Source organism: Streptomyces sp. NPDC046215, assembly GCF_040646215.1.
GTDB classification, from domain to species: Bacteria; Actinomycetota; Actinomycetes; order Streptomycetales; family Streptomycetaceae; genus Streptomyces; species Streptomyces stramineus.
Map to the genome: position 1 here is coordinate 126,058 of NZ_JBEYZW010000004.1, position 21,559 is coordinate 147,616.

The 21,559-nt window shown below is 72.9% G+C and carries 17 protein-coding genes and 2 riboswitches; of the genes, 4 read left to right on the plus strand and 13 right to left on the minus strand.

Annotated features, from left to right (window positions below):
• Positions 1-5: 5 nt before the first annotated feature.
• The 6 genes from ABZ951_RS03085 to ABZ951_RS03110 all read right to left on the minus strand — a co-directional run bounded on the left by ABZ951_RS03085 (position 6) and on the right by ABZ951_RS03110 (position 6,505).
• Positions 6-1,034: an ABC transporter substrate-binding protein gene (locus tag ABZ951_RS03085; protein ID WP_344089631.1), complete on the minus strand. Its 1,029-nt coding sequence runs from the start codon at positions 1,032-1,034 to the stop codon at positions 6-8.
• A 29-nt stretch (positions 1,035-1,063) separates the two neighbouring features.
• Positions 1,064-1,248, minus strand: a riboswitch (cobalamin riboswitch).
• 52 nt (positions 1,249-1,300) lie between these two features.
• Complete coding sequence (locus tag ABZ951_RS03090) at positions 1,301-2,050, minus strand: class I SAM-dependent methyltransferase (protein WP_344089630.1); 750 nt, start codon at positions 2,048-2,050, stop codon at positions 1,301-1,303.
• Complete coding sequence (locus ABZ951_RS03095) at positions 2,022-3,287, minus strand: MFS transporter (protein ID WP_344089629.1); 1,266 nt, start codon at positions 3,285-3,287, stop codon at positions 2,022-2,024. Before ABZ951_RS03095 ends, ABZ951_RS03090 begins: the two co-directional genes overlap by 29 nt.
• Positions 3,280-4,539: an ATP-grasp domain-containing protein gene (locus ABZ951_RS03100; RefSeq protein WP_344089628.1), complete on the minus strand. Its 1,260-nt coding sequence runs from the start codon at positions 4,537-4,539 to the stop codon at positions 3,280-3,282. Before ABZ951_RS03100 ends, ABZ951_RS03095 begins: the two co-directional genes overlap by 8 nt.
• The gene (locus ABZ951_RS03105; protein WP_344089627.1) at positions 4,536-5,558 is read right to left on the minus strand and encodes a cysteine synthase family protein; all 1,023 of its coding nucleotides are present in this window, start codon (positions 5,556-5,558) and stop codon (positions 4,536-4,538) included. The genes ABZ951_RS03100 and ABZ951_RS03105 overlap by 4 nt, the downstream gene beginning before the upstream one ends.
• Entirely contained in the window at positions 5,555-6,505 is a 951-nt protein-coding gene (locus ABZ951_RS03110) for a hypothetical protein (protein ID WP_344089626.1), read from the minus strand. The genes ABZ951_RS03105 and ABZ951_RS03110 overlap by 4 nt, the downstream gene beginning before the upstream one ends.
• A gap of 130 nt (positions 6,506-6,635) precedes the next feature.
• Positions 6,636-6,861: riboswitch (cobalamin riboswitch) on the minus strand.
• A gap of 305 nt (positions 6,862-7,166) precedes the next feature.
• Here ABZ951_RS03110 and ABZ951_RS03115 point away from each other — a divergent pair.
• Positions 7,167-9,716, plus strand: a complete 2,550-nt coding sequence (locus tag ABZ951_RS03115) for a SpoIIE family protein phosphatase (protein ID WP_344089625.1) — start codon at positions 7,167-7,169, stop codon at positions 9,714-9,716.
• A 315-nt stretch (positions 9,717-10,031) separates the two neighbouring features.
• Here ABZ951_RS03115 and ABZ951_RS03120 read toward each other — a convergent pair whose 3' ends face one another.
• The 3 genes from ABZ951_RS03120 to ABZ951_RS03130 all read right to left on the minus strand — a co-directional run bounded on the left by ABZ951_RS03120 (position 10,032) and on the right by ABZ951_RS03130 (position 12,927).
• A complete protein-coding gene (locus ABZ951_RS03120) occupies positions 10,032-10,442 on the minus strand; it encodes a RidA family protein (protein WP_344089624.1) in 411 nt (136 codons plus the stop codon).
• Between the two features lie 304 nt (positions 10,443-10,746).
• Positions 10,747-12,393, minus strand: coding sequence for an NAD(P)/FAD-dependent oxidoreductase (locus ABZ951_RS03125; RefSeq protein ID WP_344089623.1), 1,647 nt, complete (start codon positions 12,391-12,393; stop codon positions 10,747-10,749).
• Positions 12,394-12,471: 78 nt separating this feature from the next.
• On the minus strand, positions 12,472-12,927 hold the full coding sequence (locus tag ABZ951_RS03130) for an SRPBCC family protein (protein ID WP_344089621.1): 456 nt from the start codon (positions 12,925-12,927) through the stop codon (positions 12,472-12,474).
• Positions 12,928-13,213: 286 nt separating this feature from the next.
• Between ABZ951_RS03130 and ABZ951_RS03135 the strand changes: the two genes are divergently transcribed.
• Together ABZ951_RS03135 and ABZ951_RS03140 are read left to right on the plus strand one after the other, a co-directional pair.
• Positions 13,214-14,095 (plus strand): SDR family oxidoreductase, encoded by an 882-nt coding sequence (locus tag ABZ951_RS03135; protein ID WP_344089620.1) that lies wholly within the window; start codon positions 13,214-13,216, stop codon positions 14,093-14,095.
• A 109-nt stretch (positions 14,096-14,204) separates the two neighbouring features.
• Positions 14,205-14,939 (plus strand): acetoacetate decarboxylase family protein, encoded by a 735-nt coding sequence (locus tag ABZ951_RS03140; protein ID WP_344089619.1) that lies wholly within the window; start codon positions 14,205-14,207, stop codon positions 14,937-14,939.
• Here ABZ951_RS03140 and ABZ951_RS03145 read toward each other — a convergent pair.
• Positions 14,925-16,100, minus strand: coding sequence for a serine hydrolase domain-containing protein (locus ABZ951_RS03145; RefSeq protein WP_344089618.1), 1,176 nt, complete (start codon positions 16,098-16,100; stop codon positions 14,925-14,927). The genes ABZ951_RS03140 and ABZ951_RS03145 overlap by 15 nt on opposite strands.
• A gap of 209 nt (positions 16,101-16,309) precedes the next feature.
• Complete coding sequence (locus ABZ951_RS03150; protein ID WP_344089617.1) at positions 16,310-17,704, minus strand: cytochrome P450; 1,395 nt, start codon at positions 17,702-17,704, stop codon at positions 16,310-16,312.
• Between the two features lie 491 nt (positions 17,705-18,195).
• Between ABZ951_RS03150 and ABZ951_RS03155 the strand changes: the two genes are divergently transcribed.
• Positions 18,196-19,818: an ABC-F family ATP-binding cassette domain-containing protein gene (locus ABZ951_RS03155; RefSeq protein ID WP_344089616.1), complete on the plus strand. Its 1,623-nt coding sequence runs from the start codon at positions 18,196-18,198 to the stop codon at positions 19,816-19,818.
• A gap of 49 nt (positions 19,819-19,867) precedes the next feature.
• Here ABZ951_RS03155 and ABZ951_RS03160 read toward each other — a convergent pair whose 3' ends face one another.
• Positions 19,868-20,968: an amidinotransferase gene (locus ABZ951_RS03160; RefSeq protein WP_344089654.1), complete on the minus strand. Its 1,101-nt coding sequence runs from the start codon at positions 20,966-20,968 to the stop codon at positions 19,868-19,870.
• 128 nt (positions 20,969-21,096) lie between these two features.
• On the minus strand, positions 21,097-21,420 hold the full coding sequence (locus ABZ951_RS03165) for a hypothetical protein (RefSeq protein WP_344089615.1): 324 nt from the start codon (positions 21,418-21,420) through the stop codon (positions 21,097-21,099).
• Positions 21,421-21,559: the final 139 nt, after the last annotated feature.

The window sequence follows — 21,559 nt, forward strand, 5'->3', positions numbered from 1 at the left end:
GGCCGTCACCGGAACGTCTCGGGGTGCAGCCCGCGGGCCAGTTCCTCGACCGCGTACGGCGGCCGGATCCCGACAAGGGTCGCCGTCAGCGGGAGGACGACGAAGCGCTTGTTCTTCACGGCGGGCACGTCGGCGAGGGCGGGCCGGGAGAGCAGGAACTTCTTCTTCTGCTCGACGCTTCCGGCTCCCGCGTAGTCGTAGATGGCGATGACCTCGGGCTTGCGGGCGACGACTTGCTCCCAGGAGGCGTCGGCGAAGACGTCGTCGAGGTCCGCGAACACGTTCCGCCCGCCGGCGAGCCTGATGATCTCGGTGCCGAGGCTCTTGCCACCGGCGGTGAACGCGGCCTTGTCGCCGCTGTCGTACACGAACACAGGGACGGCAGGGGCTTTCCGCACCCTCCCGGTGGTTCGGTCCACCCGCCCCTTGAGGTCGGTGACCAGCTTGTCGGCCCGCTCGGACACGCCGAAGATCGAGCCGATGGTGCGGATCTCGTCGTAGGTGTCCTGCATGGACACCTGCTTCTTCCCGCAGTATTCGCGGTTGAGGTAGGTGTGGATCCCGGCCTTGGTGAACGCCGTGCGGGAACGGCCCTCGTTGTCGGCGAACGCGCTGCCGTAGCCGCCGTAGACGAAGTCCGGCTCGGCCTGCAGGACCTTCTCGAAGGACGGCTCCTTCTTCGCCAGCTGGGGGACGGCCTCGAAGTCCTTTCTGAGTTCGGGAAGGACGGAGGAGTCGGGGAAGGCGGTGCCGACCATCCGGTCCTTGAGCCCGAGCGCCAGCATGAGCTCGGCCGGGTGCTGGTGGATGGTCACCACCCGGGAGGGCGGCTTCTTGTACGTCGTGCGGATGCCGCAGTTGTCGATGGTGACCGGGAAGCCGCGCGCGGGCGAGGCGGTGGGTTTCGCGTCGTCGCCGCTGCCCTGCCGCGCGCCGCAGCCGGCCAGCAGGGAGGTGAACAGGGCGGTGGTCAGCGCCGCGGCGCGCAGGGCACGGCGGCGGCGGGCGAACGGGGAGTGGGGCGTGTCGTACACGTAGAGCCTCCTGGGGAGTCCGCGCTCCTCGGAACGGGCCCGCGACAGACCAGTGTCCTGACTCCCGGATCGACGTTCCCCCCGGCCTTCCCGCGCCGCGCGCAGTGGCATGGAAAAGGGTTGCACTCCCCCGGTCACAGTGGCGGGACCGTGCCGGAATCGCACCGGCTTCCTGACTCCCGTCGCGGTGATGACCCGCTGATAGTACGAATGCTCAGGCGTGCGGCATAGGGCGTGCGGAAGTCGACCGCACGCCCCCATCCGCCTCACTCCTCACGGACCGCCCGGAGGATCAGCCGTTCGGCGTCCTGGTCGTACGGGCGCCCGTCGAAACCCCCGGAGAACTCCACGCCCGCGAAACCGGCCTCTTCGGCCATCTGCCGCAACTCCACCGCGCTGTACATGAACCACACCAGGCTCGCGCGCGTCACACGGTCACCGCGGACCAGCACCCAGTCGCTGCGCAGCCGCGCCCAGTCGTCCAGCACCGTGTCCGTCTGCACCAGCAGGTCGTCACCGCGCTGGACGACCTTGGGCGGCACGACCTTGCGTGCCAGCAGTTCCTTCCCGGCGAGGTCCAGGACGAGCGTCCCGCCGGGTGCCAGACAGGAGTGCATGGTCCGCAGCACGCGGGCGTTGTCGGCGGGGTCCTCGAAGTACCCGAAGGACGTGAACATGTTGAGGACGACATCGAAGGCGCCGGGCTGTCCGTACTCCCGCATGTCGGCCTGCACGTACCGGGCCGTCACACCGGCGTCGGCGGACCGTTTCCGGGCGCGCTCCAGCATGGCCGGGCTGCGGTCCACGCCCGTCACGTCGAAGCCCCGGCGGGCGAGCGGCACGGTGAACACCCCGGGCCCGCAGCCCAGGTCCAGGACGCGCGCCCCCGGCCGGAAGGACAGCAGGGGCGAGGTGTCGAGCAGTTCCACCGCCTGGGAGTAGCGCTGCTCGGAGAAGAGGAAGTCGTGGAACTCGGTCCAGAAGTCGTCATCCTGGAATCCGCCCGTGCGCGTCATCTGGGGTCGTTGTTCCTTCCGTGTCGTCGGGGTGGGCAGGAGGTGCGCAGGCCCTGTCGCGCAGGGCGAGGAGGAGCGGCGGCAGCAGGACGCACTGGGCGGCGGCCAGCATCCAGAACCAGCCGGTGTCCCCGGCCCGTTCGCCGAATCCGTACAGCTGCCCGCCCAAGACGCCGCTGGCGCAGGCGCCCAGTCCCGCGGCGAGCCGCTGCTGTCCGAACACCACGGCGTCGGAGCGGCGGCTGCGGCGCAGGGCCTCCAGGTCGTTCTTGAGGAAGAGCACGATGTCGCCCAGCGTGATCAGGACCCCGCCCGCCAGCAGGGCCGTCCTCGTGCCGGCCGCCAGGACCGCCGTTCCGGCGGCCAGCCCCGCGAACCCGGCCGCGAGGGCGACCGGGTAGCTCATCCGCCGGATCGCGTCCGAAGCGAGCGGCTGGACGACGATGACCAGGACGAAGCAGGTGAGGAGCACCAGGCTGTAGAACTCGCTGGAGGCCCGCTCCACGGCGTAGACCGCCAGGTAGTGCTGGAAGTAGAAGTAGAGGTAGAAGGCCAGCCCGTTGGCGGCGAAGGGCAGGACGGCCACCCCGCTCAGCAGCCCCTGGCCGGGCGGACGCACGTCGCCGGATCGTTTCCCCGCCGCCCCCGTGGCGGGCAGCCGCGCATGGCCCACGGCGACCGCGGCGAACAGCACCGTCACGCAGAGGAACAGCGGGCCCGGAGACGACAGCACGAACGGTCCGGCGATGAGCGGGCCCACGGCCATGCCCGCGTTGAGTGCCGCGTTGCCCGCGGACAGGAACGCCGGCCGGCGCGCCTCCGCCACGCCGTGCACCAGATACGCCTTGTTGGCCGGCAGGTACAGCGCGGCGCCGCAGCAGGTCAGGATCAGCGCCCCCACCGCCACGGGCGGCCACCGCAGCGCCGCCAGGAACGCCGCGAAACCCGCCGTGCGCACCACCAGCGCCCACATCATCGTGCGCCGCAGCCCCACGCGGTCGGCGAGCGCCCCGCCGACGACACCGCCCGAGAACTGCACGAGCGACGCCGCGGCCAGCACCACCCCGACCGACCCGAGCCCCATCCCCAGCCGCTCGTGCAGGAAGACCGACATGAACGGCAGGACCATGAAACTGCCGAGCGGGATCAGGAAGGAGCTGAGCAGCAGGAAGCGCAGGGGCCCGGTCAGGGAGGAGAACGCGGACCGCAGCCCCGCGCCGCCGGCGGCGTCAGTCATCGGAGGTCCGGCGGCCCGCGGCTCCCGGCTGCGGAAAGGGTTCGGTCAGCACCGTGACGGCGTTGGCGGCGGCGACGGCACAGTGGGTGGCGAGCTCGGCCGTGTCGCCCTCGGCGTAGACGATCCCCGCGTACCCCCGGCTGTCGGCCAGGTGCTCGACGGGGTCGCCGATCCGCTTGACCGGGTACCAGGTGGGGGATCCGGGCATGTCGGGCAGCCGGTCGAGTCCGCTGACACCGCTGAAGATCCCCGGGCGCCGGGGGTAGCCGAGGACGAACGCCGAGGCCGGGCCGCCGGGCGGCGCCGCGTCCATGAGCCCGGGCCGCAGGCCCACCGCCGCCTCCACCATCGCCTCGTACACGTTGACGCCCAGCGCCCGGCACATGCCCTCGCCGACGAGCGCGCCCCCGATCCGCGGATTGATCTCCACCACTTCCGGGCCGGACGTGGTCAGGGCGAACTCCACGTGGGCGAACCGGTCGGTGTAGCCGATGGCGGCGAGCACACCGTCGAGCCACCGCTCCAGAGCGGCCCTGCGCTGCTCGGGGAAGGCGACGGGGAACGCGGTGACTTCCTCCCGGAAGTGCGGCTCGGGTGACATCAGGCGGCTGGAGACGCCCAGCAGGCGTGTCCTTCCCGCCCAGGTGAGGGTCTCCGCGCTGTAGACGGGGCCGGAGAAGTACGGCTCGGCGAACAGCCGGCCCTTCAGCTGCCGCCCGGCGGCCTCGGCCAGGGCCGCGTCCAGCTCCCGCTCGTCGCGGACCAGCCAGACGTTCTGGCTGCCCGTGCCCGCGCTGTCCTTGAGGATCGCCGGCAGGCCCACCCCCTTGACCAGCAGGGCAGCCGTCTCGGCGCCGCCGGGGTCCGCCTCGGCCGCGCGGGCCCGTGTCAGCCCGGCCTCGAACAGCCGGTCCCGGACAGCGGCCTTGTCCCTCGTCAGCCGCAGCACCGCCGGGTCGAGGCCGGGCAGGCCGAAGCGGGCGGCCAGTTCCGCGCCCACCAGCATCCACGTGTCGGTGGAGCTGATCAGACCCCGCAGGTCCGGGGTCCGGCCGAGCAGCTCCGCCACCCCGTCCGTGTCGAAGGTGTCGGTCTCCACCACGTCGACGGCGCCGGCGGGAAGGCGCTCCAACTCGTAGGCGTAGAAGGAGGGGTCACTGGTGAGCAGGCGCAGGCGTTCGCCCAGCCGGTCGGCGGCGCGCGCCAGGTGTCCGAGTCCGAAGGTGAGGGATTCCAGGCAGACCACGCTCATGCGGCCGGCTCCTTCCGGTGCGACGGCCAGGGGCTTCGGTTCCACTCCATCGTGGACCAGGGCATGGACATCTCCCCGGGGCTGCCGACTTCGGCCGGTTTGAGCGCGGTGAGGTCCGCGGCCTCCCTGTGCCGGGCGTACACGCGCTCCACGTAGCGGTGGCCGGTGTCGGCGCCGATCACCAGATGGAGCCGGTCGGGCCGGCGGCCGGCTTCGTACGTGGCGGTGAGGTAGGCGGCGCCGGTGGACAGCCCGGCGAAGACGGCGTGCTCGCGCAGCAGGGCGACCGTGCCGGACATGGCGTGGGTGAAGTCCATCCAGTGGACGGCGTCGTAGAGGTGGTGGCGGACGTTGTCGAAGACGATCGAGGACCCGATGCCGGCGATGATCGCCTCCGGGTCGTCGTGGTCCTGGCTGCCGAAGGTGACGCTGCCGAACGGCTGCACCCCGACCAGCCGGACGGAGGGGTCGCGGCGGCGCAGGTGTTCCGCGAGCCCGCCGGTGGAGGCCCCGGACCCGACGCCGCCGACGACGGTCAGCGAGCGGCCCGGCAGCGCCGCGGCCACCGCGTCCGCGACCTCCTGGTAGCCCAGGTAGTGGATGTCGTCGTGGTACTGGCGCATCCAGTGGAAGGCGGGCTGCTCGGCGAGGGTTTCCCGCACCCGGCGCACCCGTAACTCCTGGTCGAGTTTGAGGTTCCGCGACGGTCTGACCTGCTCGACCGTCGCGCCGAGGATCTCCAGTTGCGCGAGTGTCGTGGCGTCGACCGTGGTCGAGGCCACGATGTGGCACCGCAGGCCGTAGCGGTGGCAGGCGAGCGCCAGAGCGTAGGCGTAGATGCCGCTGGAGCTGTCGATCAGGGTCTGTCCGGGGCGGACGGTGCCGCGGTCGAGCAGCCGCCGGACGGCCGCGAGCGCCGAGTAGATCTTCATCGACTCGAACCTCAACAGGACCATGCCGTCCGCCAGCCGGACGAGATCGGGGACCTTGAGGGCATCGGCTATGTGGGGGTGGATCACGCGTAGCCTCCCTGGGCGAAGGAGCACTGGTGGCCGAGTGAGTGGAAGAAGGCGGACAGTTCGCCCTTCACGGCGGGGCCGGGGCGACGGGCGAACAGGTAGCCGATGAGGGAGCCGGTATGGGCGACGAAGAGGCCGTCCGCCGTGAACTCCTCGCGGTGGGCCAGTACGGCTTCGAAGGTGCGCTTGGGCAGCACCGCCTGGGACAGGACGGCACTGAAGGTCGCCGCCCGGGCCACGGCTGCCGGATCGCCGGAGGCGAAGCCCTTGAGGAGGTCCGTCAGGCACCGCTCGTACTCCGCCCCGTACCGCCGGTAGTGCCGCAGGAGCAGCGGGGTCACGGCGGCGGTGTCCACCGTGCCCGGCTCCGTCACGAAGGCGGTGTAAAAGCCGATGCCGGTGCCCAGGCGCCGTACGACACGGTGCCGGCCGCTCAGATGGAGCGCGAACTCGTCGAGGAAGACGCTGTCGGCCCGCTCGATCGCCGACAGGACGCGGAGGACGATGCCGGCGTCGTACGGCAGGGAGAAGAGGTGGAACAGGCAGCGCAGCGTCGCCACGATGTCGGCCGTGGAACTGGCCATCCCCACGCCGACGCTCAGGTCCGAGTGGGTGCTCCAGTGACCGGGCGGCAGCGTCAGCCCCAGGTGCCCCAGGAAGAGGCGGGCGGCCGTCGCCGCCTTCTCGCCGAGCGGTGGCGCGCCCGCCGTGCCGGCCCCTTGCGTGTAGTACACCCACGAGTGGCGGTCCACGGGGAACGACACCAGAGCGATGTCCGGATCGGCGCCCGGGCGCAGCGGGCCCTGGTAGAGCTCGCCCAGTGTGCCGTGGCAGACGCCCGAGGCGACCCGGGCCGGGCTGCCGGGGCGTGCCGCCGGCGTCGGACACGGCGGGGCGGCGGGATCCGGACCGGCCACCGGGCCGTGCGAGCGGTGCCTCTCGGTCACGGACATGCCTCCCTCGTCGCCCCCGGCCCGAGGAAGGACCGGTGAGCGAGAGGGCGGCCGCGCCTGGCACTCGCGCCGCTCCGCCTGCACCGCCGACCCAGCCCTCGAGGTCACCCGTGAACACCGCGTGCGGTCGCACGCGCGCAGTGGCAGGTCTTCGGACTCGCGGGCGCGTCGGCCGGTCCCTTCCGGCAACACCTACTGGCCGTCGCTTCCCGGACACCCCTGGACGGGGCCCAGTGCCGTTGACGGCGTTCGTTCCCACTCACCGCTGCGGGACAGCTCCGGATTCCCACCGGATTCCCTCTTGCGACGCGCCACAGGCCGTGGCGCGAACCGACTGCGCTCATCAGCGTAGAGGCGCTCACGTCGCCGCAACAGAGTGGCCTCGATCGTTGTCTTGTTGTCGCTGGTAAAGGGGCGACAGTGCCTCGAAGTGATGAATCTCGAGGAGAACGCGGGGCCGGTCCCCGGCGATCCTGCCGCCCGAAAGCCCGGAATGGCCGGGTTCGCCGGTGGACGTGACGGCACATCGGTGCGTACCCTTCGGGTCCGGTCCGCCGCTGTTTCCGCAAGCCCGGCGTGTGTTGCTCCCCCGGGCCGGTGACCGGCGCCCGTGCAGCCGGCCCCGGCGGCTGCCGCCTATGACATCCTCAGTGACGTGACGAGCGAACCTGTCGAGGACGAGGAGTCCGGCGTCGCACCCGACGTCGTCGCGCTGGCCAAGGTCGTGGCCGCGTTGCGCGCCGAGAACGAGCGCCTGCACCGCCAGACGTCCACCGCGGCCGTGCTGGAGCGTGCCAAGGGCATCCTGATGGCACAGTCGGGGTGCTCGGCCGCGGAAGCGCACGCGGAGCTGACGCGGCGGGCGCGAGCCGACGGCCGCACGCTGACCGAGGAGTGCTGGCTCGCGCTCGGTGGCATCCCGCAGGCGGCGCACCCGCCCTTCGTGCCCGCCCAGGGCGTCTTGGACCTTCCCGCCGTTCCGGAGAAGGGTTCCCCGGCGCCGCACCGACCCGCACGCCACGGCCCGGCCCCCTCCACCGGCCGAGCCGGGCAGGTGCGGGAATCCGGCACGGAGCCGTGCGCGCCCTCGCGCACCGCACTCCTCGGCGACCTCGGCAGGGCCCTCACCGGCGCCACCTGCCCGCAGGACGTCGCGGAACGGCTGCTGGAGCACCTGGCCGGGCCCCCGGTCCGGGCCGACGCCGTCCTCCTCTTCTCCCGCACCGCGCACGACGCCCTGGAGCTCGCCGGGCACGCCGGCACCGGGGCCGCGGTCGCGGCGCAGTGGCGGTCCGTGCCCCCCATCGGCGGCATCGCCGCCCTGGACGCCGTCCGCCGCGGCGAAGCCGTGTGGCTGGAGGACCCGGCGCAGGACGCGCGGCGCTACCACCTGATCGGGCAGCCGCCGCAGAGGTGGCGCACCCGCGCCTGGCTCCCGGTCACCACCGGCGACAGGGTCACCGCGGCCCTCGGCGTCCTGCGCACGGTGGACGCCCCCTTCGGCGAGGACGTGCGCGAGCTGCTGCGGTCTGTCGCCCGGCTGTGCGCCGGGAGCCTCCGCGCGGGGGGCGTGCGCCCGGGGCCGCGCCTGCTGAACGGACGACCCGGCCCGTCCAGGTGGTCAGAGAGATCCGGGGCCCCGGAGGCGTCCGGATGGTGCGCGCCGGGCGGGCCCGAAGCGGGCACGGTCGCACTCGTCCAGGCGGTCTTCGACGTCCTTCCGGGCCCCGCCGTCCTCCTCACCCCCGTGCGGTCACCGGCGGGTGACGTCGAGGACTTCCGCATCGACGCCGCCGCGCCGCAGTCCGTCGACGTCGCCGGCCGGCGCGGCCGCACACTGGTCGGGCTGCGGATCCTGGAGTGCTACCCCACCGTGGCCGGCGCCGACGTCTGGCAGGGCTACCTGCGGACGCTCACCACGGGGACGCCGTACGAGGGCGAGCCCTTCGCCTACGAGGAGGTCGTCGCCGGCCTGCGGCAGCGCTCCGTCTACTCCGTCCGTGCGGTGAAACTCGGTGACGCCCTCGTGGTCACCTGGGTGGCCCACGACGACGCCGCCCGGCAGCAGGCCCTCCTGGCCGACCTCCAGCGGCTCGGCAACCTCGGGTGGACGGACTGGAACCTCGTCACGGGCGCCATCACCTGGTCACCCCAGGTCCACGCCGTCCTCGACCGGGACCCGGAAGAGGGCCCGCTGCCGCTCGACGCCTTCCCCCGGGACGTCCTGCCCGAGGACGCCCCGGACTTCACCCGCGCGCTCCGAAGACTCCTGGACGCGGCCACCCCCCTCGATCGCCACGTCCGGATCACGACGCGGGGCGGTGTCCGGCACCTGCGGGTCGTCGCCGAGGCGGTGCCGGACGCCCACGGCACCCCCGTCGAAGTGCACGGCTTCGTCCAGGACGTCACAGCGCAGCGCGCCGCCGAACTGGCCCTGACGGAGACCCGCCAGGCCGTCCTGGCCCAGCGCAACGTCCTCCAGGCGGAACGAACGGTCGCCGCCCGCTTGCAGCACGCTCTGCTGCCGCTGCCCGGGCAGTCGCTGCACCTGGCCGATCTGCGCGTCGACGTCGCCTACCTGCCCTCCCACGATGACCTCAACGTGGGCGGCGACTGGTACAGCGCCGTCGACATGCCCGGCGGCGTGCTCTTCGCGGTCGGCGACGTGGCCGGACACGGCATCGACGCGGTGGCCACGATGGCCCAGCTGCGGTTCACGGCCAAGGGCATGGTCGTCACCGGCTCGTCGCTCACCGGCGCGCTGCACCGGCTCAACACCCTGCTCCTGCACACCCGCGACCACCATGCCACCGCCACCCTCGTGCTCGGCCGCTACGACCCCGCCGAGCGCTGCCTGACCTGGGTCCAGGCGGGCCACCCGCCACCCCTGCTCGTGCGCCACGGGAAGGCGGAGTTCCTCTCCGCGCCCGACGGCATACTGCTCGGCGCCTCGCTGCGGCCCTCCTTCGGCGAGGCCGTGTGCCGACTCGTGCCCGGAGACCACCTGCTGCTCTACACCGACGGCCTGATCGAACGCCCCGGGGAACACTTGGACGAGGGAATGGACCGCCTGGCCCGCGCCGCCGAGACGGAACTGTCCGCGGACGGCCCCGGCTCGCTCGACGCCCTGCTGTCCCGTCTCCTGCCGGACGAACAGCGCGACGACGTGTGCCTCCTGGACATCCACCTGCCCGCGTCCGCTTGACGAGCGGGCTTGGTGAGGCCCGGTCGCCCGAAACCCCGGTGAGGGATCCGCAGGAGGGATCCAGCGCAGCACACTGTCGTCGGCCTCGAACGGGCCCGTGGCCGGGGGCGATCAGGTCAGCGGCGGCCAGTACCCGCAGCCGGGAGGCGCGCACTATCCGCCGGGTCGGCTACGGGAGCGCGGCCGCCCGCGCGAAGAGTTCGTGCGCCGCCGGGCGTGCCGCCCCGTGCCTGCCGGTGCTCCTTCGTCGGTACGCCGTGGCGGGAGGGCGGGCCGGGTGGTGCGGCGCGCCGAGCCGGTGGTGGAGCCGGCCGGTCACCGAATGAGCCCGATCGCCTCTATCTCGATCATCCACTCGGGGTCGGCAAGTGAGGAGACCTCCACGAAGGACTCCGCGAGGTGGGGTTCGGCCGCGAAGTGTTCCGCGCGCAGCTTGGCGAAGACGTCTTGGTGCGTGATGTCGGTGACGAATACGGTCGCCTTGACCGTGTCCGCGAGACTGGAGCCCGCGTTCGTCAGCACCGTCGACAGGTTCGCGAGCGCCTGACGGGCTTGCGCCTCGAAGTCCCCGGCCCCGACCGTGGCTCCCCGGGCGTCGATCGGGGCCTGTCCCGAGGTGAAGACCAGGTTTCCGACCCGGATGCCGAGCGAGATCCCGGCCGACTCGTACCAGTCGGGCTCCGCCGAGACGCGCACCCGCTCGACCGCGGACTGTGTAACAGACATTCTGGTGACACTCCCTCAAACAGCATGTACAGAGCCGGGCAGCATCGACCGCCACCCGACGTGATCCACGCAGGACAGCCATGGGACGTCGAGATCCATTCCCGGGGCACGGTGGGTTCGCCTCGTGAGCGGATCGGACGGCGCGAGACGCCGACGGCCTACCGGCCCTGGAGGTGACACCGGAGGTGTAGGGCCGGGCATCTGTCGTCGGCCACGGCTCTGCTCCCCCTCGGTGCTACGGGTTCTTCACCTCGCCCGCGGTGACGCGCCCGGCGCCCGCCCGCGCGGCGCCCGGGCTCCGCGGCTACCGCCCGGGGCCCTCGTCCCGGTGGTCCTCCCGCCCCGTGCGGTCGCGATGGGCGAAGGCACGCTGGGCCCGGCTGAGGACACGGTGCACGGCCCAGGCGCGCAGCGCGGCGCGGGCGGCGTTGGCCCCGGGAGCACCGTGCACGCCCCCGCCCGGGTGAGCGGAGGCCGAAGCCAGGTAGAGGGCCTTGACGGGCGTCTCCGGCCGGGCGGTGCCGGGGACCGGACGGAACGTCAGCTGCTGGTGCAGGGCGGCGGTCCCGCCGTTGATCGCGCCCCCGTGGAGATTGGCGTTCATGCGCTGCAGCGTCGGTGGGGCCAGGATGCGCCGGGCCCTGACGCGGTCGCGGAAGCCCGGTGCGCGGCGCTCGACTTCGGCCTCCATGCGGTCCGCCATCCGCTCCTGGTCCCCCTGCTCCCAGGCACCCGTGATCCCTTCCTGCCCCGCGTCGCCGGTGATGCGCTGGGGCACATGGGTGTAGGCCCAGGCGGACTCGGTGCCCGCCGGAGACCGGGAGGGGTCGGCGGTGGTCATCTGGCCGAACAGGACGAAAGGGCGGTCCGGCACGTGCCCCACGGCGATCTGCGCGGCGAATCGCGTCAGGCCGTCGACGCCGTCGGCGAGATGGACGGTACCGGCCCCCGCCGCCTCCCGGGCCGTCCACGGCACCGGCCCGTCCAGGGCCCAGTCGACCTTGAAGGTGGCGAAGTCCCACTGGAATCGGCGCAGGTCCCCCAGGAGCCGGGCGGGCAGGTGGTGGGCGTCGACGAGCCGGCCGTAGAGGTCCGGCGCGCTGACGTCGGCCAGGACCGCCCGGCCCGCCGGGACAGGCTCACCGGCCGCGGTGCGCACTCCCACCGCCCGCCCGGCCCGCACCACGACCTCCTCGACGCGTTCACCGCACCGCACGGCGCCTCCCCTGCCTTCCAGCCGGCGGACGAGGGCGGAGGTGAGGGCAGCCGCGCCGCCGGCGGGTACGGGGAAGCCGTAGGTCTGCCCGAGCATCGACATCAGCCACCCGAACCCGCCGCTGCCGGCCGCCTCCGGGGCGAGGTCGGCGTGCAGGGCGCTCCCCGCGAGGAGGAGCCTGCCGCCCTCGCCCCCGAACTCCTCCTCGCCCAGCCGCCGTACGGGCAGCAGCATCGTTCTCGCCAGGCGCAGCCCGCCCGCGGCGCGCAGCCCCGCGGCGAGCCGTGCCCCCGGGCGCAGCGGTGGGAAGGGGGTGAAGAGGGCGTCGAGGATGTCACCTCGCAGCCGGTCCCAGACGTCGCACAGTCCCCTCCAGGCCGCGCCGTCGCCCGGGGCGAAGGCGTCCAGTCCGGCCGCGGTGTCCTCGGGGCGGCGTTCGAGGACCGCGCACCGGCCGTCGGGCAGGGGGTGGGCGAGGACGCGCGGGGCGTGGCTCCACCTCAGCCCCGTCTCGTGGAGGGAGAGGGCGGCGAGGACCGGGGAGGCGGCGGCGAGCGGGTAGAACGCGCTGAAGAGGTCGCTGGCGTAGTCGGGGTGGACCCCGTGGTCGGTGCGGACCGCGCCGCCCGGGTGGTCCTGTGCTTCCAGGACTTCCACGCTCCATCCGGCGTCGGCCAGCAGATTGGCGGCCACGAGCCCGTTGGGGCCCGCCCCGATCACTACCGCGTCCGGCATGCTCTTCTCCTGTTCCCGTGGCTGCGTCCTCGTCGTCTGCCGCGCGAGGACAGCGGGGGCACCGGGCCGGGCTGTCGCTCAGACCGGTTCGCCCGGCTTTCGCGGGGAGTGCTCCACGACGTCGGCCAGGCGGCCGAGCATGCTGCGGTGGCGCAGTTGCAGTACGGCGTCCAGTGCGGCGTTGTGGAGCCGCGCGCCCGGCCCGCGCAGGGGGTGCTCGTCCATGATGAGGAGGCTGTAACGGCCCCAAGGGCGGATCTCGATGGCGATCCGGGCGGTTCCGAGCGGCCCGCTGTCCACTTCCAGTTCGAGCTCGCGGGGTGGCTCGCAGCGGCGTACATAGGTGTGGCCGCACACCTGCCAGGGGCCGAGCTTGATGGTGTATTCGATGGAGGAGTCGACTTCGGGCCAGGTGCCCTCGTCGGGGACCGCCCGGTGGGTGCCCACCACCCATTCGCCGTAGCGGGAGCCGTCGGCGAGGACCGCCCAGACCGCCTCCGGGCTCCGTTCGATCAGCTGGTGCCGTACCGCCATGGGACCTCCGGGCGTCGGGGACAGCCGGGCTTCGTCGCCTGGACCTCCCCAGCGTAGGCCGGTCCGCACGCCCCGGCCTGCGGAGGCCGCGCGGCGCGCGGGCCCCGGGGTGACGCGGCGGGGTGGCGCGCCGCGACGGACGGCAGACGGGTGGCGCCGGGGGCCCCGGGGGGCGGACCGGGTATGTCTTGACGCGCGTTCCGCGTGGCCGGCGGCTTCCTGCTCGCGGGGCCGCGGGGCCCGCTCGGCTTCGTCAAAGACCAGGAGGACCAGGAGGGCTCGCACCATGGACGCACGTCTTCCGCTGCGGGGCCGTACCGCGGTGGTCACCGGTGCGGCCCGGGGCATCGGCGAGGGCATCGCGCGCGCCCTCGTGGCCCGGGGCGCCCGGGTGGCCCTGCTCGGCCTGGAAGGAGAGCGGCTCGCCCGGGTCGGGCACTCGCTCCCTGGTGACAGCGCCTCCTGGGCGGTCGACGTCACCGACGAGGCCGCGATGGAGCGGACGGCCGCCCTGGTGCGGGAGCGTTTCGGCCCGGTCTCCGTCGTCGTCGCCAATGCCGGGGTGGCCGAGGCCGGCCCCTTCCTCGCCTCCGATCCGGCGACCTGGCGCCGGGTGATCGACGTCAACCTGACCGGCAGTGCGGTCACCGCCCGCGTCTTCCTGCCCGCGCTCCTGACCAGCGGGGGGTACTACCTCCAGATCTGCTCGCTCGCCGGCATCGCCTCCGCCCCGCTGATGACGGCGTACTGCGCCTCAAAATCAGGGGCGGAGGGATTCGCGCACTGCCTGCGCGCCGAATTCGGCCACCGCGGCGTGGGCGTGGGCGTCGCCTACCTCAGCTGGACCGACACCGAGATGATCCGGGCCGCGGGCCACCACGACGCGACGCGGCTGCTGCGCTCCCGCCTGCCCTGGCCCGCCAGCAGGACCTACCCGCTGGAACCGGTGGCCGCCCGCGTCGTCAGGGGCATCGAGCGGCGGGCTTCCGGCATCTACGCGCCCCCCTGGCTGCTCGCCCTCCAAGCGGTGCGCGCCGGGCTGCCCGGGGTCGTCGCGTGGCGGTCGCACCGCGCCTTCCGCGACCTGCCGGCCACGGTGCGCCTCGCGCCGAGCGGTCTGCTCGGCGAAGGGGGAACCGCTGCCCTGCCACCGGAAACAGGCACCTGACGGCGGACCGGCGGGCGGGCGGGCGGGCGGCGGTGCGGTACCCCGAGCCGACCGGCTGCCGCGTCCCGGCAAGCTCACCACCCGGCCATGACACGCCCCGGAGGAACCCATGAACGCGTCACCGGCGCACGACGGCGCACAGCTTCCCCTCTTCCCCGGCGAGCCCTGGCACCTCCGCGGCGCTCTGTGCGTCTCCCTCTGGCGTATCCGGCCCCGCGACCTGCCCCGGTGGCCGCTGCCCCACCGGGCCCGCCCCCTCGTCACCGCGGGCCGGGCCACCCTCCTGACCTTCTGGGCCGACTACCGCCCTCCGGGCGTCCTCGCCTACCGGGAACTCCTGCTGCTCCTGGTCGTACGCCGGCGCGGACGCGTGCGGGGAACGGTCGTCGCCGCGTGGGTCGACAACGAGCGGTCCCGCACGGGCGGACGCGCCCTGTGGGGCATTCCCAAGCACTCCGGCGAGGTGTGCTTCGAGACCGCCCGTCTCTCCCTGCGCCCCACGGCCGCGCCGGTGACCCGCGCCTGCCTCACGGTCGAGGGGGCCGTCGCGGCACGAGGGGCCTGGCGCGAGGTGATCCCCCTGCCGGGCCGGCCGGCCCTGCGCGCGAGACTCCTCCAGCAGCGCCCCGCCGGGCCCGGGGACGTGCCCCTCCGGCTGAGCGGCCGCGTCGCCCTGGCACGTGCCCGCTTCGGCGCCGGCCCGGACACCCCGCTCGCCTTCCTCGCCCCGCACCGGCCGCGCTTGACCGTGACGGTGCGGGACCTGCGCTTCAGCGTCGGCGAACCGTCCGCGCGCGTTCGCGCTTCCCCCTCTCGCCGTTCGCGGGGTTCAGCGGTTGCATAGGGCTGTGTCCACGACACGGTCGACGCGTGCCCTGGATGCCTCGTCGTTCAGCTGCATGGTCACCGCGACGTTGGCGGCGCGGCCGTCGTCGGTCGCCCCGCCCCGGGTCTCGTAGCCCGGGAAGCTGCCGCCGTGGCCCCAGTAGAGACCGTCGCCGCACGGCAGTGGCTTGCTCACGAGCCCCAGGCCGTAGCGGGCGCCCGGGCCGAAGGTCTCGTCAGCGGGGCGGGTGGCGCCGCGCATCTCGGTGAGCTGGTCCTCGGGGAGAAGGCGGCCGGCCAGGAGTGCGCTGAAGAACCGGTTGAGATCGGAGTTGGTGGAGATCAGCTGACCTGCCGCCCAGCCCCAGGAGGGGTCGATTTCCGTGACGTCCGTCAGGGGCGCGGTCGCCGAACTCCGGTAGTAGCCCTTGGGGTGCGGGCCTCGGACGGTCGCGTCGCCGCGGTCGGGGAAGTACGTGTGGCGCAGGCCGATGCGCTGGATGATGCGCCGGTCCATCTCCTCGGCGAGGGACCGGCCGGTGACCTCCTCGACGATCAGACCGGCCAGCACGTAGTTGGTGTTGCTGTACTTCCACTTCTTTCCAGGTGCGGATTCGGCCTTGTGCTGAAGAGCGATGTCGAGGAGCTCGCGGGGGGCGTAGTACCGGACGTCGTCCCCGAGGTAGGTGCTGTAGTTGGGCAGCCCGCTGGTCTGCTGCAAGAGGTGCCGGACCGTGATCCGGCGTCCGTCGATCCCCTCCCCGCGGACGACGCCCCGCAGATAGGTGTCGACCGGGGCATCGAGGTCGATCCGCCCCTCGCCGACCAGTTGGAGGACGACCACCGCGGTGAACGTCTTGGTGTTGCTGCCGACCCGCACGTGACCGTCCCTGGGCACCTTCGAGCCGGTGGCCACGTCACCGACTCCCGCCGTGTAGGTACGAGTGCGGCCGTCGCGGTCCTGGACGCTCGCCAGCGCGGCGGGCACACCGTCGGACGCCAACAGCGCGTTCAGGCCCTGCTGGACCGTGTCCGGCCCGGCCGCAGCGAACGCCGCGGGCGGCACCAGGGCACCCATCGTCATGACGCCCACGGCCACCGCGGCCGCGGCCGGCGCGGCTCTGCGCCGGCCGCCCTGGCGCCCGGGGAAGCGGAACCGTTGCTTTGTCTGCTCACGCACGAGCCAACTCCTGGGAAATGCTCGGGAAAACCGGTGGTAAGTGCCGGTTCCCAGCATTTCCGGTCGCGTCCGCCCGGGACGATCCTGCTATCCGCCCGGCCGCGGGTAGGGCTAACCCCCGGGTGCGCCCGGCCGATGCGGAACGGGGGCGAGGACGCGGACCGGGCCGCGGTGGCCGGTGTGCGGTGCCGGCCGACGAGCGCGGGCCCTCAGCTCGTCGCCGGCGTGCGTTCGGAGAGGCGCAGGAGCAGTCGGCGGGGGCGGTGGACGGCGGCGAGCGCTTGGGGGCGGACGTCCGTGCCCGGTTCGCAGCGCATGCGCCACCGCTGGGTGATGGTGGCGAGCATCAGGGTCACTTCGGCGATGGCGTAGGAGTCACCGATGCACCGGCGGGCACCGGCTCCGAAGCCGGCGAACGCGCCGCGGGGCGGCTGGCCGGGGCGGTCCGCCGGCCAGCGGTCCGGGCGGAAGTCCGCCGCGCGGGGGAAGAGGGCCGGGTTGTGATGGAGGGCCGGGGGGCTGATGACGAATGTGGTGCCCGTGGGGAGGTAACAGCCGGCCAGGTTGACGGGGCGGGTGGTGACGCGGGTGAACAGCCAGGCGGGCGGATACAGGCGCAGGGTCTCTTTGACCAACTGGGCCGTTCTGCTCAGCCGGGGCAGGTCGCCGTGGGCGGCCGGGCGGCCGGCGAGGACGGTGTCGGCCTCCTTGCGGAGGTCCCGCGCGGCGAGCGGGTTGCGGGTCATGAGGTACAGCGCCCAGGTCAGGGTCGCGGCGACGGACTCCGAGCCGCCGAAGAGCATGGTGATGACCTGGTCGTGGAGCTCGTTGTCGCTCAGTGCGGCGTCCTCGTCCCGGGCGGCGATCAGTGTCGACAGCAGGTCCCCGCGGCCGCCCCGGGCCCCGGGGCCCTCTTCGGCTCTCCCGTCCGCGCCGGTGTCCTCGCCGGCGCGGAGGTAGCCGCTGATGAGGTGGTCGACCGAGGAGTGCAGGTCGGCGAGGGCGCACGCGTAGCGGCGGTTGGCGGGCAGCGGGAGGCGCTGCAGGGCGTCGGGGACGAAGATCCGTCGGAAGAGGCCGCTGGTGGCGGTCTGGAACGAGCGCTGGAGGCGGGTGACGTCGTCGTCCCCCACCGTGGAGGAGAACAGGGTGCGGGTGACGGTCCGCAGCGCGAGCCCGAACATGGCGGGGAAGGTGTCCACCACTTGGCCCGGGTGCCAGGACTCGGTGAGCCGGGCGGCCTCGTCGGTCATCACCTCGGCGTACCGGGCGAGGTGCGCCCGTTCGAAGGCGGGTTGGACGAGCCTGCGCTGACGGCGGTGGTCCTGGTGCGGGCAGGTGCCCAGGCCGTTGCCGACGAGGTCTCTCAGCCGGATGAAGAGGGGGCCGCCCTTGTCGTAGGTGCGGTCGTCGGACAGCACGCGGTGGAGCAGTTCGGGGTGGCAGGGCACCTGTGCCCGCACGTTTCCCAGGCGGATCTCCACGAGGTCGCCGTACCGGGGCAGTGAGCTGAGGAACGGCATGGGGGTGCGCAGCAGAGGCCAGGCGTGGCCGACAAGTGGCAGGGCTCCAGGGGCGGTTCCGGCGGCGTATGTGACGGGCATGGACCATCCCTCGGACGGAGCGGTCGGCCGGCGGTGGGGTGAGTGGTGCGCGGGGTGCTTCCGCACCAGGTGGTGGCACGCGTGCGGAGCTCGTGGAACGGGGAACCGGGGGGGGACGGGGGAACGCGTGGCTAGGTTTTCCGCCGACCGGGACGGCCAAACTCGGGGATCCCCCGATTCACCCCCACACGTTCGCCTGGGCGGTGGGCGTGACGCTCCGCCTCCGGCGGCGCCACCGCCGGTCCTTCGCCGCCGGGTCGCCTGAGCCGCGGACCGGGGCGGTGTGCTCTGCTAAAGTTGTCTTGTGACTTGCATCTTCTTCCTCTGATCGGGCCCAGGCTCCGCCCCTCACGCCGTGCTGTGAGGCAGCGGACGCCGTACTGCTGCCCCCGGCCCGCCCTGTCATGGGCCCGGCCGACTGTCGGATCGAAGGCGCACCCCCACTCCTCATCGGCCTGGGGCCGAAGTGTGCCTCCTCCCGGAGGAAGACCATGCCTGTCACCACCCTGCCCGCACGCGAACGAGCCCAGTTGACGTGCGCCGGAATCCGCGTCGAACGCGGTGGCCGTACTGTCCTGCGCCACGTCGCTCTGCGGGTCTCCCCGCGCTCCCGCTGGGGCGTCGTCGGCGAGAACGGCCGCGGCAAGTCGACCCTGCTGCACGTCCTCGCCGGCACCCTGACCCCGGACGAGGGCAGCGTGCACCGCGTGGGCACCCTCGCCCTGGCCGAGCAGGAGGTGCCGGCCGAGGACGACCGCACTGTCGGCGACGTCGTCGACGAACACCTCGCCGATGTCCGCGCCGCCCTCCGGCGCCTGGACGACGCCACGGCGGACCTCGCCGCACAGCGGTCCGGCGCCGAAGACGCCTATGCCGACGCCCTGGAAGCGGCGCAGGCGCTGGACGCCTGGGACGCCGACCGCCGGGTCGACGTCGCCCTCGACGGGCTCGGCGCGGTCAGCGACCGCTCCCGCCCCCTGGCCACGCTGTCGGTCGGCCAGCGCTACCGGATCCGGCTGGCCTGCCTGCTGGGCGCCGGGCACGATTTCCTGCTGCTGGACGAGCCGACCAATCACCTCGACCTGGCGGCACTGGAGTACCTCACCGCCAGGCTGCGCGCCCACCCGGGCGGCGTCGTCGTGGTCAGCCACGACCGGGCGCTCCTGTCGGACGTGGTCACCACGGTCCTCGACCTCGATCCGACCCGCGACGGCTGTCCGCGCGTCTACGGCGGCGGATACGCCGGCTATCGCGAGGGCCGCGAGGCCGAGCGGATCCGGTGGGCCGCCGAGTACGAGCAGCAGCAGACCGAGCACTCGCGCCTCACGCAGGCCCTGTCCGAAGCGCAGAACCGCCTGAGTACCGGCTGGCGCCCGGACAAGGGCACCGGCAAACACCAGCGCGCCACGCGCGCCGGCGCTCTGGTCCGCTCCGTCCACCGCCGTCAGGAGGACCTGGCGCGGCACGAGGTCACCGCTCCGGTCCCGCCCCGGCGCCTGTGGCTGCCCGATCTGCCGGCGCGGCCCGGCGCCGTGCTGCTGCGCGCCGAAGGAGTGACCGTCGCCGGCCGACTGCGCAGGCCGGCCGACCTGTCGCTGGTCTCCGGCGGCAGGCTGGCCGTCACGGGACCGAACGGAGCCGGCAAATCCACGCTCCTGTCCGTTCTGGCCAGGCGCCTCGCCCCCACCACGGGCCGGGTGCACCGGCCGGGCAACGTGCGGCTGTGCCTCCTCGGGCAGGAGTCGCCGCGAGCGACGACTCGGCGGGCCCGGGATCTCTACACCGACCACACCGCCCGGCTGGTCACCGCCGGCGTCCTCCAGGAGAGCGAGGTCGTCGCGCTCACCGCGCTGGGCCTGCTCACCTCACGTGAGGCGGACAAGAGTGTGGCCGAGCTGTCCACGGGCCAGCAGCGCCGCCTCGACCTCGCCTGCGCCCTCGCCGCCCGCCCGCACGTCCTGCTCCTGGACGAGCCGACCAATCACCTGTCCATCGCCCTGGTCGACGAACTCACTGACGCCCTTCACGCCACACAGGCCGCCGTCGTGGTGGCCACGCACGACCGCCGGATGCAGCGCGACATCCGCGGTTGGGCTCACCTGTCACTGAGTTGACGCCCCCCGGCGCGTCCGGCCGCCGCTGCGATCAGCGGCCGGCCGCCGGTCAGTCGAAATAGGATTCGAGCGTGCCGCGACGCCGGACATCGAGGGTCGCGCAGTGGAATGCGCCACCGAACGGCGCGTAGTGCAGCAGGTCGCACGGGATCGGTTCAAAGCCCCATCTCTCGAGCGCGCGCAGCATACCGGTGTGGTGCCGTTCAGCGATCACGCGCCTGTCATCGATCATGAGGACGTTCATGCTGAGCCATTTGCCGCACATCGAGGTGAGCTTGAGCAAGCGCTCTTCGATCGGGTCGGGCTCGGGGGCGATCAGGACGTCCCAGGAGCGCAGAATGTCGGGCAGGCGGTCGACGTCGATGTATTCGGGGTTGACCAGCACCTTGCCCGGCGCGAGGAGGACGAACGTCGTGTCGATGTGCATGGGCGTGCGGCAGCGGCTCTCGATCTCGTGGATGCGATAGCCGGGTCCGAGGTGGCGGCGCAACCATTCGATGCCCATGCGGTTGGTGACATTGCTGCGCGTCACGAACAGGTCGCGTCCCGCGCGCATGAAATCCGCCGCGTCGAAGACCGGCTCGAATTCGGTGAGGATGTAGCGCATGGGATCGCCGGCCCCGGGGACGCGGAAATCCGCCTCGAACAACGCGTCGGTGAGCTGCGGCCTCGGCGCCGCCGTCCAGCGGGCGCCGCGCCGGAAATAGTCCTTGAGGACCCCGCGATAGGAGTGGGTCTCGAAATACCGGCACGGCCATGCCATCGGGGTCTCGATGATTTCGTCGCCGATCACGAGCATGCTGTCACGCGGGCACGTGTTGCAGAACCCGCGCGAGGACCAGTCGGGCGTGCCGAAGCGTCGCCCGTGGTCGACCGCGTCCGGGCGCGTGACCGTGATGCCGAGGGACTGCAGAAGAGTGACGAACCGATCGAGCTCCTCCTGCGCCGGCTCGACCAGCCTGCGCGGGTATTTGAAGCCGGCGGCGGGCGCCTGCAACGACGCCGCCCATGAGGGGATGTTGCAGGAGACGACGGGATGGCTGGAGGGGATCGTCGCGCCGTCGAGGCGGCCGACGATGACTTCCTCCAGCGGGTCCCACTCGTTGTGGGAATTGACCGGCGGAATGTCGGGCCCCTGCGCCTTCGCCATGCTGAACCCGCTCTCGATCACAGAGACCAGTGACTCACCGTACCTAAAACCGTACCGAAGGACACCCCGTGGTCACCGCCGGTGTTTCCCCCGGCGGCGGGCCCGCCGGCTGTTGGATGACGCCCGGCTCAGTCGAACATCACGCTGTGGGGTACGTTGCCTGTGAAGCTCGCCGACGTGTTGGGCTGCATGAGCAGGCGGGCGCCCTCACAGCCGTGCTCCGTGAAGAGGCTGGCCCGGCTGGTTGTCCTGTTGAACGCGCTCCTGGCCCCGCTGACGAGGAGGAAGCACTCACCACTGGCCGGGTTGTGCAAGGTGAATTCGTCCCCGTTGACGTTGGTGTAGAGGAAGTCGCCCGTGGCCGCCTGGGCGCTGCCGGATACACCTGTGAACAGTGCGAGGGCTGTGCCGATCGTGACGGCCATCCGTGCCGCGTTCTTCCGTGTGCGCATGAAATCCCCCAGGTTCGCTCGCCCGCAGGCACCAGGCTCGAAGCGCGGTCGACACGACGCGCGTCCTCACCAGAGTCGGACTTTCCGTAGATCGTTTGAAGACACCGCCCCCGCCACCACCCGAACGGGCTACCAGCAG